This is a genomic window from Enhygromyxa salina (assembly GCF_002994635.1).
GTDB lineage: Bacteria > Myxococcota_A > Polyangia > Nannocystales > Nannocystaceae > Plesiocystis > Plesiocystis salina_B.
Genome location: NZ_PVNL01000071.1, coordinates 1 through 11,847 on the forward strand (window position 1 = coordinate 1; position 11,847 = coordinate 11,847).

An 11,847-nucleotide genomic window follows, 5' to 3' on the forward strand; every position below is an offset into this window, starting at 1 on the left:
CGCCGGGGTCGACCACGCCGTCGCCACAGCCGCCGCCCGGGTCGCCGTCACCATCGCCGGTTGGATCGCCGTCGCCGTCGCCGTCGCCGGTTGGGTCACCGTCGCCGTCGCCGGTCGGGTCACCGTCACCATCGCCGGCGGTCTCCGTGGCAGAGGTGCCCGTCTCCGCCACGATGGAGTCATCGCTGGGGCATCCGACGAGGCCGCTGAGCGCAGCGATGGAGAGAGCTAGAGAAGATCCTTGCCACGGTTTTTTCATTACGCGACCGTACAAGAATTTCAGCCGCCCGAGCCATGTGACCGCCGAGGTCCGGTCGAGGAATCGACGTCAATTTGCTCGGGAGTGGCGATTCCGCCCACCCGCGGGATGGTCGCTACCCTAGCTCGGGCGGTGCTTGGCGGTCTCGATCGCCTCGGCGATGATCCCGTCGTGCTGGGCGGGGTCCGCCCAGCGCGCGCGCCCGGCCTCGGGCAGCAGATCAATCGGATCAAAGTAGCAATAGAACCGATTCGGATCGACGTTGGGGCTGCGATACACGGACACCCCGGTCTCGCGATCGTACCAATCATACGAGTGCACGTCTCGCTTGCCGCCGCCGCCCGGCGCGTCGGTCACGAAGGTCGGCGTATTGAACCCGGCCGTCATCCCGCGAATGTCCTTCTCAATGTCGAGCGCGGTCTGCAGCCTGGTGCGGAGGTTGTCTACGCCTTTGACCAGATCGTGCATGTACACGTAATAGGGGTGCACGTTGACGTGGCTGAGCCGCTTGACGAGCAGGCCCATGGCCGCGGTGCTGTCGTTGACCCCGCGCTGCAGCACGCTCTGATTGCGCACGGTGATGCCGCGCTCGAACAGCTTGTTCATGGCCTGCGCGGTGATCTGGGTGATCTCGTTGGGGTGGTTGAAGTGGGTGTGCAGGCACACCTCTTTGTGGACCTTGCGGCCCTGCTCCACGATGTCGGTGAGGGCGTCGACCCAGGCGTGATCCGTGAGCAGCTTCTGCGGCATCACGGCCGGTCCCTTGGTCGCGAAGCGGAGCCGGCGAATGTTGGGCATGGCCAGCAGCCGCTCCCCGATCGCGCGGATGTGATCGCTGCGCAGGTTGTAGGCGTCGCCGCCCGAGATCACGATGTCTTCGAGCTCGGGGCGCGAGGCGATGTACTCGTACACGCGATCCCAGCGGGTGTTGTTGGGCTTGAGGCTGACCTTCTCGACCTCGTCGGTGTCGAGCCCGACCGCGTAGCTGCGCGTGCAGAACCGGCAGTAGACCGGGCAGGTGTCGAGCGCCAGGAACAGCGCCTTGTCGGGGTAGCGGTGGGTCAGACCTGGGACCGGCGCGTCGGCGAGCTCGTGCAGCGAGTCGAGGTCGAGCTTGGGGTGGTCGGGCAGCAGCTCGGAGTTGGTCGGGATGAACTGCCGCCGGATCGGATCTTTGTAGGGGTCGGACCAGTCGATCAACGAGAGCAGGTAGGGCGAGACTCGCACGGCCATCGGCGCGTGGTGAAAGCCCTCGCGGATGTCAGAGATGAAGTCGTCGTGGGCGAGATCCTGCAGGACCTCGAGCAGCTTGGCGACCTTGGTCACCGAGTGCTTCATCTGCCAGCGGTAGTCGAGGAACGTGGCCTCGTCGATTTGCTTGTAGGCTGGGATCTGGCGCCAAAATTCGTCGCTGACCAGCTCGCGGTGGATCAGCGTGGTCGGATCGACCGGGGGCTTGTCCCGGTGCTCGCGCTGGGTCGGGCGCGAGCGGCCCCCGTCGGCGACAACGGGCAGGCTGGTCGGGGACTTGGGCGCGTCGGCGGTCATGGGTTCCTCATTAGGTCGAGGCGCGCTGTTGTTCCAGGCGTGGCCGGGGATTCGCAGCAATGCGCGTCAACCAACGCGCGCGATCGTAGGTGAATCCGGGTTTACTGGGGGGGCTACCGCAACAACAAACAAACATGCGCCGAAGCCGGCGGTTGCGGGCATCCGCGCGAGGGCGTCCGCGGGGCGCGACGCGCGGCCAGGACCCCGCGTTGCGGCAACGAAGGCGTGAAGGGGTAGACTCCGCCATCGCCTCCCCGCGCCAACCCGCCGTCGAGCCGCGGCCGCCGTGGCCCACGCCGAAGCTCGTGCAGGTGGCCGAGGTCGAGCGTGGCCGAGCTGCGATCGCAGGCATCGCGCAGCGCAGGCCGAAGGCGCTCGGCGTGGCGCTGGACGTTCGTGGGCGGGATGGGGCTCGACTGCGCAGCGGTGACGATCCTCGCGGTGCTCAGCTCGAGGGGCTGGCGATCGCGGTTGGCCTGGACGGCGACCGTGACGACGCGGTGTTGCTGCTCGAGCGCGCGCTGCTCTGCGACCCCGCGCTCGATCTCGGCGGCCTGCTCGCGCCGCTGTGGCAGGGCCAGCCGGCGCCCTATTTGGTGTTCGCCGACGCTCACCGGGCGCTGGGCGTGCTGGCTGCGCGCGGGGTCTCGGCGCCGACCCGGTTCGGCTGCGCGACCGCAGCGTCAACACTGCTGGGGGAGGGCGCCGATCGGCGTCGGGATCATCGGCCGATCGACCGATCCGTCCGCGAGCTGCTCGGGCGCGAGCTGCCCGACGGCCTGCTGACGGTGAGCTCGACCAGCGTGCGCCTGGCTTGCGAGGCCGAGGCCCTGCTCGAGCTGCTGCGGGCGATGACGCCGATGCTGCGCGACCGTGGGCTCGCGCGGGTCTATTCGTTCGAGTGCAGCTTGATCCCCGCGGTCGTGGCCATGGAGGCCGTGGGGATCCGCGTCGACGCGCCCAGGTTCGAACGGATCGCCTCGGGCTGGGTCCGCGAGCGGGCCGAGCTCGACGTCGACGCCGAGGTCGAAGGCGTGGTCGAGCGAGCCGCTCGGCTCGACAAGCTGATCTCGACCTACCGGTATTGGGCCCGCGATTACGTCGGTCAGGATCAGCGCATGCGCTGTCGCCTGCACCCGCTCGCGGCCGACTCGGGGCGGTTCTCCTGCTCCGAGCCCAACCTGCAACAGGTCCCCGCCGAGCACACCGCCCCCGGGCTCCGCGCGTGCTTTGTCGCCGCCCCCGAGCACAAGCTGATCATCGCTGACTATGCGCAGATCGAGCTGCGCGTGGCCGCCCACCTCGCGCCATGCGAGGCCATGCGCGCGGTGTTTCGGGCCGGTCGTGATCCCCACCGCGCGACCGCGGCCAACCTCGCGGGCAAGCCCGAGCACGAGATCGACAGCCACGAGCGCAAGCTGGCCAAGGCCGTCAACTTTGGGTTCTTGTTTGGCATGGGCGCGCGCCGGTTCGCGCAATACGCCCGCGACTCCTACGGGCTCGAGCTCGACGAGCGCGAGGCCGCGGCCGCCCGCGAGGCCTTCTTTCGCACGTTCCCGGGCATCGCCGCGTGGCATCGGCGGATCGGCGCGATGTCGCGGGCGGGCGAGCGCGAAGACATCACGGTGGTCACCGCCATGGGTCGGCGGCGCACCTTCTTGGCCGGGCACTTCTCGTTCAACACGGCGCTCAACATCCCCGTGCAGGGCACGGCGGCGGAGGGGTTCAAGATCGCAATGCTGAAGCTCGAGCCGGCGCTGGCGCAGATCGGCGGGCGCGGCGTGTTGGTCGTGCATGACGAGTATATCGCCGAGGTTCCTGCGGCGCAGGCCGAGCGTGGGCGGGAGATCGTCGAGCAGGTGATGATCGCGGCGATGGCGGAGCTGGTCGACTCGGTGCCGATCGTGGTCGAGGCGGAGATCGCGGATCACTGGGGGTAGCTCAGGTTCCGGCGCTCGACGTGACGATGTCGACCTGCTCGAGGATGCGCGTGGATAGGCGATCGAAGTCCGCCCGGCACCGCTGCACCGCGCCCATGTGTGCCCCGATCGCTCCGTCGCCCGGTCGCAGCTGGAACATCGCCTTTTGGGCGTCCTGAGCCAGGGGCATGAGGCTCTGATAGTGTCGCATGATTCCCAGGCACCACTCATCGCTGTCCGTATTCGTGGGGGCCGTGCCGTCACCCAAGACTGAGCGATGAAACTCGGTCGGCATGCGTCGCACCCAGCGTTCGTAGGCGCTGACCGGCCGGCTGAGCCGCATGCCTGCCTGCATGACGATGTAGCCGAGCGGACGCAGTTCACCGTGCGGCAGGTCGATGTCAGTCGCCGTGTTGCGCGACAGACGATCGGCCCAACCCGAGCGCCAATCGCTCAGAGTCGGGCCCAAGTTGCGCAACCCTTGCATCGAGAACAGGTCAGGTGCGAGCGGCGTAATGAAGAAGTCAGAGGCGAGCAACGCGGCTCGGTTGATCGCCCCGAGATTGGGGCCGACGTCAAAGAAGCAGATGTCCGCACCGAACGCCTGACCCGCTAATTGGGTCACCCGGTGAAAAGCTGACAGGGTCCGAAATGCCGCCTCGTCGCGATCGAGCGCGCGCGGCCACGCGTCGGACAGCTTGTCTTCGAACGAGGAGAGGGCGAGATCCCCGACGACCAGGCTGAGCCCTGGCGTCAGCTCCTCGATGTGTGGTTCGGCGATGTCACCGAGTCCGCGCAGGATCGGTCGAATGCACCCGAAGATCGTCTGAGGGTGCTCCAACGCATCGGGCCACAGCTGCTCGAGTCGCTCCTCGGAGACGCACATCGCCGAGAGGTTTGCCTGTGGATCGAGGTCCATCAGCAATACGCGCTGACCTCGCTCGACCAACATGTGGGCGACGTGGTAGACGAGCGTCGTCTTGCCGACGCCGCCCTTGTTGTTGAAAAAGGCGATCTTCTTCACGACCGCGCCCTCACGATCGCTGCGAAGCTAGGCTGGTCGAAGATGAACTCTGGCTCGGGGTTGGCATTGTCTGCGCACGCTTTGCGGGCCAGGGGAACGCCCATGCCAAAGCGCTGTACGAGACCGACTTGATACAGCGCCGCGGCCACGGTCGGATTTCGATAGTCGTTTCCGCCCGGCTTGCCGAATGTCTCTCGTGTCGCCCGGCCGAACAGACCCCCTGGGTTGTGGATCTCGATCCGATCCGAGAACCAGTACCACTGCGCGGGCGCGTGGCTGGTCTCATAGTTGCGATGCATCACCGCGTTTCGCAGCAGCTGTTGCATCGCGGGCATCGGATAATCGGGGGCGCGACTCTCGGTCCGCCCGTTGACGTCGGTGGCTACGTGGATGTGAGCTGCGGTGATGTCATCCATCTGCCGAAGCACTCGCGGGAGCGGACCCGCCAGCTCTTTGCGGTCGACGATCGGGTCGGTCATCTCCGTGCCGTCGAAGCGCACAAATTGGACGTAGGCACCGGGAATGAAGGCAGTGGGATCTCGGCCCAGCACGAGGAGGCCAGCGACATTGGGGATCGCGTCAGGACTTGCGAGGTGGAGCGCGGCGAGCTGTTCGGCGACGCTGCGGCCATTCTCAGCCAACACGCCCGGGTCGACGGCGCTGGGCAAGAACTCACTCGTGAAGTACTGCAGATCTAGATCGTCGAGGGTTGCCCCGTGTACGGTGCGCTGATCGAAGGCCAGCTCTTGGCTGCGCCGACGCTCGACCAGGACCCGCTCGTCCTCACGCGTGGCGGTTGCCCCGCCAGGCCCCGGGCGGACTACGGTCCGACCACGCAGCCGGACGGGGGGGGTGGCTGACGGTTCGACCTCGACGACCGCGATCGGCGTGCCCTCGATCTCGGCGCGGTACACGAGCAGCTGCGGGAACGGCAGAATCTTGCCGTTCCCGCGCAGCTCGGTGAGCTTGAGCAAGAGCGCGTCCGTGATGGGAAGCCCCGTGGGTAAGCCAGACTTGTCGTCGACGCCGACGAAGATGACGCCCACCTTACCGGCCCCAGAAAGATCGTTGGCGAAGGCGCACACCGTTTCTTCGATCTTGTCGATGCTCGCTGCTGAGGCCTTGCGCTCGACCCGAAAGCTCTCCATATCGGCCGCAAGTTCTGCGAGTTGTTCGGGCGTCAGCATGGGTCAGGCTGCGAGTGGGCTTGCATGGGTGGCGGGACGATACCGCGTCAGATCGGGTTGAGCAACGAGCTGGCGAGCGCACCGCTGCGGGGGAATGGCGAGGCGCGTTGCGCAGCGTGTCTTAGTCATTCGGCGCCCCGGCGGCGATCCAATCGCGCACCGTGGCGACCAACCCCGGGCTGAGCAAGAACGGTGCGTTGAGCGGCATGTGGCTGACGACCGACTGATTGTCATCGAGCGGCTCGCACCTGGCGAGCTTGCGATAAAGCCAGCTGCCCTCGGGATTGCCTGGATCGATCAACGGCAAATTAGTGGTCGCCAGCACCTGATGTCCGAGCAAGTCCGCGTGCAGGTCACCCTCGAAATTGAGCCCGGCCGCGCCGCCGCCTGATCCGTGACACGAAGAAAACCCGCACGCGGGCACGAACACGTTGGCGGCCACGTTGCTCAGCGTCGGCGCGAGGCTGGCGACCGCGTCGGCCGGCGTGTCCTCGCAGGGCGGGAACGGCGGCAGGCCCTGATCCTCGGGATCGAGCGGCGGCAGGTACAGCTCGCCGTCGAGCTCGTCTTGCGTGGGCGGGCCGTGACCGGGGGGCTTGGGCGCGATCAGTGAGAAGCAGTCACCTTGAAAGTGGGGGATCCCATCGACGGCCCCGACCGCGCTGCCGCTCGACGCGGTCGCCTGGCTGACATTGGGCGTGTCCGCGAACCCAAACGCGATGCACATTTCCTGGTCCCCGACACCCCAGCCGATCAGCGAGTCGGTCCAATTGTCGTAGCCGCAGGTCAGGCGTATTCCGTCGGCGTCGGAGATATCGAGCGGCGGGTCAAACCGCTTGCCGATCGGCGAGGCGTCGAAACCGTCGATCTGGTGGAGGACCGCGCCATCTTGGGCGCCGCCGATGACCTCGACGCTGAAGTAATTGCCGAGATAGTGATAGTGCGGAAGCAACCAATGAATTGAGTAGGGGGCCGTGCCGGGGCTGGCGACGTGCATGAATTCGTCACACTCGGCGACGAAGCGGGTCTCGCTGAGCGGCTGAATCTGCAAGTCGGTGTACTGGAAGGCGAACGGCGTCAGCACGACGTCGACGTCCTTGGGGTGGAGCAGATCCAGGCTCATGCGCAGCGAGGCGTCGAGCTCGGTCGGCGAGAGGTTGAGCAGGTGCAGCTCGGCGACGACCCGGTGCTTGGGCGGGATCTTGACGACCGCGCCCGGGTTGAAGCGCTGCTCCTCGACCCACGACTGGGTGGACTGACCGAACAACACCGTGCCCTCGAGCGACGCCTCGATCGTGTCGAAGTCGCGGGACTTGCAGTCCCACACGCCATCGGGCCCGTCGTAGAGGGTATCGGGGACCACGAACCCGTTGCTGTGGTGAAACCCGCCCGTGTTGGCCAGGGTCACCGCTTGTACGTAGAGCGCCTGCTCGTTGTCGATCGTCCACGAGATGCACGGCAGGCGCTCCTCGAAGGGGTCGAGGGTGATCGGGTCGAACTGGTGGGCGATCGTCACGACCTCGGGGGGCGGGTCGTCGCCGTCGCCGTCGCCGGGATCGCCGTCGCCATCACCGGAGTCGCCGTCGCCGTCGCCCGACTCGCCCGACTCGCCCGACTCGCTGGTCTCGCCGCCAGCGCTGGCCTCGCTCGACGGCGGGGCGTTGCACGCGAGCACCCAGACGGCCCAGGGACAGATGGTCAGCCACGTACACCCGCGCATGGCCAAGCATATCAGCAAGCGCTACCCTCGGCGGCCATGGCCGCCGCCAACAACGTTTTGCCGCCCCGGGTGCTGTCTGGCATCCAGCCGTCTGGCACCTTGCACCTTGGCAACTACTTCGGGGCGATGCAGCAGCACATCGCGCTGCAGGACGAGTTCCCGGGTCAAAGCTACTACTTCATCGCCGACTATCACGCGCTCACGACCCTGCGCGACCCCGCGGCGCTGCGCCAGAATGTGTTCGACGTCGCGCTGACCTACCTCGCGTGTGGCCTGGATCCCGACAAGGCCCTGTTGTTTCGCCAGAGCGACATCCCCGAGGTCACCGAGCTGACCTGGCTGCTGTCCACGGTCACGGGCATGGGCCTGCTCGAGCGCGCGCACAGCTACAAGGACAAGGTCAACCAGGGGATCAAGCCGGTCGCCGGGCTGTTCTTTTATCCGGTGCTGATGGCCGCCGACATCTTGATCTACCAGAGCTCGCTGGTGCCCGTGGGCAAGGATCAGGTCCAGCACATCGAGATGACCCAGGACATGGCCACGCACTTCAACGAGGCGTTCGCCCAGGACACGCCCGTGCTGCGGCGGCCCGAGTGGCGGCTGTCCAAGACCCCCTACGTGCCCGGCATCGACGGGCGCAAGATGTCGAAGAGCTACGGCAACACGCTGCCCTTGTTCCTGTCGGGCAAGCCGCTCAAGAAGGCGGTCGGGCAGGTCGTGACGGACTCGACCCCGCTGGGCAGCCCGCTGTCGATCTCGCGCACCGACGAGCACGGCGAGACCAGCAAGGAGAACGTGTACGCGCTGCTCGAGCTGTTCTGTGACGAGGCCGAGCTCGAGCAGATCCGCGGCTGGTACCAGGCCGGCAAGCGCGACGGGCAGGACTTTGGCTGGGGCCACGCCAAGCAGCTGCTGGCCGCCAAGATCGACGCGCACTTCGAGCCGGCGCGAGCCCGGCGTGAGCACTACCTGGCCCACCCCGAGCAGGTCGAGGCGGTGCTCGAGCGCTCGGCCAAGCAGGCGCGGGCGGTCGCGCGGGCCACGATCGACGCCTGCAAGCGCGCGTGCGGGCTGCGGTGATCGAGCTCGTTGGCGGCGAGCAGTTTGGCGATCTCGGCCGCCTGCAGGGCGTCGCGGAGTCGATCTTCGGTCGCGGACAGCGGCAGCCGGGGTGGTTTCGGCGCAAGCTGACCCGCGCGGGCGTCGACCCGGCGCTGTCGGCTGTCGCGATGCGCGGCGCTGAAGTGCAGGGGTACGTGTTGCTCGGCCGGGTGCCGTCGCTCGGGTCGGTCGCGCGTGGGGCGGGGGTCGGCGTGGTCGCGGCGGCGCGCGGGAGCGGGCTGGGGCGGGCGTTGCTGGATTTCGTCAGCGCGCGGGCCCGGGCGGCTGGGTTTGCGTCGGTCCAGTTCCTGGCCGAGCCCCAGCGACTGGACTGGTATCAGCGCCAGGGGTTTGTCGTCGTGGATGCGCAGCTGTCCCTGTTGGGGTTTGGGCTCGGGTCTGGTGAGCGGGTCACGACCGGGGCCGCGGCTCCGAGCTTGGCTGCGACGCCGCTGTGGTCGTGGTTTCCCGAGGCGTGGGAGCGAACGCCGGTCGAAGAGCGAGCGTTCGTCGAGCTCGCGCTCGGTCGCGCGTGGCTGACTCGAGAGGGCAGGGCGTGGCTGGCTCAGCGGGTCGAGCCTCGCTCCGCGGACAGCTCGGTCCCGCAGTTGATCACCTCGCTGCGCGCACGCCTCGCGACCACGACACCGCTCGTGCTGTACCCGTGTGGCGCGGACGCGGCGTGGCTCGGGGCGTTGCTCGCGAGCGGGTTCGAGGTCGCGCAGCGCTCCCACGTGGTGCGGCGGTCGACGCATCCCTGACGCGCGTCTCGCTGCCACCACCGCGGGGGCGGACCCGCAGCAGCCCGCCGTGTTGGCCCGGTTCACGCCGAACCCGCGGATGTCGTGGGCCCCGCCGACCTCCTCGCTCGCGTCGCGTGAGTGACCCTGTCGTCGCCCTACACATGGTTTAGTGAGCGGCTGGGCGAGGCCGCCGCCGGTCGCTCGAGCGCGGGTGGATGCGCGTCGCCGCCCGCAGTCTCCGCATTGGCGCGAGCGGACCGAAGTCGCCACCGAGGTCGGGTACGCTAGCGAGGCCGCGTTCACGCGAGCGACCGGGGCCAACCCTCGGGAGTGGCGACGGGCACAGCCGTAACCGAGCGCAGGAACAGCATGTCGAACACCGAGAGCGCCAAGCAAAAGTCCGTCGTCGTCCATCACCAGCTGCGCGAGGTCAAGCATCGCCCCGGCTTCAGCACCGTGAGCGCGCGCTGCTCGACCGAGCTCGATCTCGATCCGGTCCTCAACATCGATCTGTTCCACATGTCGCAGCCGACCTTCGCCCCGCACCCGCACGCTGGGTTCTCGGCGGTGACGTACATGCTGCCCGAGTCCACGGGCGTGTTCACCAATCGCGACAGCTTGGGCGACCACAGCCGAATCGGCCCCGGCGCGCTGCACTGGACCCAGGCGGGTGCTGGGGTCGTGCACGAGGAGCTGCCCGCGACCGTGGGCGAGGACTGCTGGGGCTTTCAGATCTTCGTGGACCTCGCGGCCGCCAACAAGCAGCTGCCACCCCGGGTGTTCCACGCTGACGCGGGCCAGATACCCGAGGTCGTCGGCACGGGCAGCAAGGTTCGGGTCCTGGTCGGCGCGCTCGATCAGGCTCGCTCACCGGTCGCGGAAGTTGGGCAGCTGGCCACGGCGGTCGACATGTTCGACGTCACGCTCGAGCCCGGGGCGGAGCTCGAGCTCCCGCTCGCGGACGGGCAGCGGGCGTGGGTGTTGGCGATCTCGGGGTCGGGCCTGGTCGGCGAGCAGCCGATCGACGGGCACGAGATCGTGGTGCTGTCGGAGGCCGGCGTGGGTGTGACGCTGCGCGGTCACGACACGACCTTGCGGGCGCTGGTGTGCGCCGCGACGCCGCTGCGCCAGCCCGTGATCTGGGGCGGACCGTTTGCGATGACCAACGAGGCGGACCTGAAGGCCGCGCGGGCCCGCTATGAAGCGGGTGAGATGGGGACGCTCTCGCCCGCCGCGCTCGCGTAGCGCTGCGCGTGGTGGGTCGCGTCCCCGCAGATCGTGCTGAGCGCCTGCATGCGCTTGAAGTACAGCCCGATGTCATGCTCATCGGTCACGCCGATGCCCCCGTGCAGCTGCACGCTCTGGCGACTGACAAACTGCCCGCCGATCCCCAGCTGGTGCTTGGCCGCGCTCACGGCCGCGCTGCGCTCGGGCCCGGGCTCGTCGGCGCGGACCATGGCTTCCATGCTCATGGACCGCAGCAGCGCGACCTCGATGAACATGTCCACCGCGCGGTGCTGCAGCGCCTGAAAGCTGCCGATCTTGACCCCGAATTGCTCGCGGGTGCCGAGGTACTCGGTCGTCAGATCGAGCATGGCCGAGGCCACGCCGAGCCCCTCGGCGACCGCACCCGCGGCCCCGTAGTCGAGCACGCGGCCGAGCACCTCAGCCGCTGGCGCGGCAGCGAGGCGCCGATCAGCCTCGACCGCGACACCCTCGAGCTGCAGGTGAGCGCCGCGCTGACCGTCGATCAGCCCCAAGCTGGTGCGGGTCAGCTTTGGCGCGTCGGCGTCGACCACGAACAGCGCGAGGCCATCGGGTGTCATCGCCGAGACGATCAGCTGATCCGCCGCGTGGCCATTGAGCACGAACCGCTTGGCGCCCGACAGCACGAAGCCCCCCGCGCTCGGGGTCGCCGTGCAGCTGACGCGGGTCGGATCGAAGCGCGCCCCAGCCTCGGCCCAGGCCAGCGCGAGGCTGGTCTCGCCCTCGACCATCGGCGCGAGCCAGCGCTCTCGTTGGGCCGGGTCGCCAGCGAGCGCGAGCGCGTAGCCGCCGAGCACGACGCTGGCGAGGTAGGGCTCGGGCACCAAGCTCTTGCCGAGCTGCTCGAGGATCAGGGCGACCTCGATGAAGCAGGCTTCGAGCCCGCCGACGTCCTCGGGGAACGCCACGCCCAGCCAGCCGAGCTCGCCCATTTGTTGCCACGTGGCGGCGTCCCAGCCGCGGCCGTCCGCGTCGCGCAGCTCACGGAAGCGCGACACGGGCGAGCGGGTCTTGCAAAAGTCGGCCACGGTCTTGGCCAACAGCTGTTGATCTTCGTTGAGGTCGAAGTCCACGGGATCC

Annotated in this window: 9 protein-coding genes; 4 read left to right on the forward strand and 5 right to left on the reverse strand. The window is 68.3% G+C overall.

The window, feature by feature from the left end:
* Nucleotides 1–379: 379 nt before the first annotated feature.
* Entirely contained in the window at nucleotides 380–1,807 is a 1,428-nt protein-coding gene (locus tag ENSA7_RS18550; protein WP_106090639.1) for a KamA family radical SAM protein, read from the reverse strand.
* 311 nt (nucleotides 1,808–2,118) lie between these two features.
* On the opposite strand from ENSA7_RS18550, the gene ENSA7_RS18555 reads away from it, so the two are divergent.
* On the forward strand, nucleotides 2,119–3,747 hold the full coding sequence (locus ENSA7_RS18555; protein ID WP_181233880.1) for a DNA polymerase: 1,629 nt from the start codon (nucleotides 2,119–2,121) through the stop codon (nucleotides 3,745–3,747).
* 1 nt (nucleotide 3,748) lies between these two features.
* Here ENSA7_RS18555 and ENSA7_RS18560 read toward each other — a convergent pair whose 3' ends face one another.
* From ENSA7_RS18560 to ENSA7_RS18570, 3 genes are all read right to left on the reverse strand, one after another.
* Nucleotides 3,749–4,750 (reverse strand): ParA family protein, encoded by a 1,002-nt coding sequence (locus tag ENSA7_RS18560; protein ID WP_106090641.1) that lies wholly within the window; start codon nucleotides 4,748–4,750, stop codon nucleotides 3,749–3,751.
* Nucleotides 4,747–5,937, reverse strand: coding sequence for an ATP-binding protein (locus tag ENSA7_RS18565; RefSeq protein WP_106090642.1), 1,191 nt, complete (start codon nucleotides 5,935–5,937; stop codon nucleotides 4,747–4,749). The genes ENSA7_RS18560 and ENSA7_RS18565 overlap by 4 nt, the downstream gene beginning before the upstream one ends.
* A 121-nt stretch (nucleotides 5,938–6,058) precedes the next feature.
* Nucleotides 6,059–7,657 (reverse strand): hypothetical protein, encoded by a 1,599-nt coding sequence (locus tag ENSA7_RS18570; protein ID WP_106090643.1) that lies wholly within the window; start codon nucleotides 7,655–7,657, stop codon nucleotides 6,059–6,061.
* A 36-nt stretch (nucleotides 7,658–7,693) separates the two neighbouring features.
* Between ENSA7_RS18570 and trpS the strand changes: the two genes are divergently transcribed.
* From trpS to ENSA7_RS18585, 3 genes are all read left to right on the forward strand, one after another.
* Entirely contained in the window at nucleotides 7,694–8,737 is a 1,044-nt protein-coding gene (trpS, locus tag ENSA7_RS18575; RefSeq protein ID WP_106090644.1) for a tryptophan--tRNA ligase, read from the forward strand.
* Nucleotides 8,734–9,519 (forward strand): GNAT family N-acetyltransferase, encoded by a 786-nt coding sequence (locus ENSA7_RS18580; RefSeq protein WP_146157841.1) that lies wholly within the window; start codon nucleotides 8,734–8,736, stop codon nucleotides 9,517–9,519. Before trpS ends, ENSA7_RS18580 begins: the two co-directional genes overlap by 4 nt.
* 351 nt (nucleotides 9,520–9,870) lie before the next feature.
* Nucleotides 9,871–10,746, forward strand: a complete 876-nt coding sequence (locus tag ENSA7_RS18585; protein ID WP_106090646.1) for a pirin family protein — start codon at nucleotides 9,871–9,873, stop codon at nucleotides 10,744–10,746.
* Here the strand turns inward: ENSA7_RS18585 and ENSA7_RS18590 are convergent.
* A complete protein-coding gene (locus ENSA7_RS18590) occupies nucleotides 10,698–11,840 on the reverse strand; it encodes an acyl-CoA dehydrogenase family protein (protein ID WP_106090647.1) in 1,143 nt (380 codons plus the stop codon). The genes ENSA7_RS18585 and ENSA7_RS18590 overlap by 49 nt on opposite strands.
* Nucleotides 11,841–11,847 lie beyond the last annotated feature (7 nt).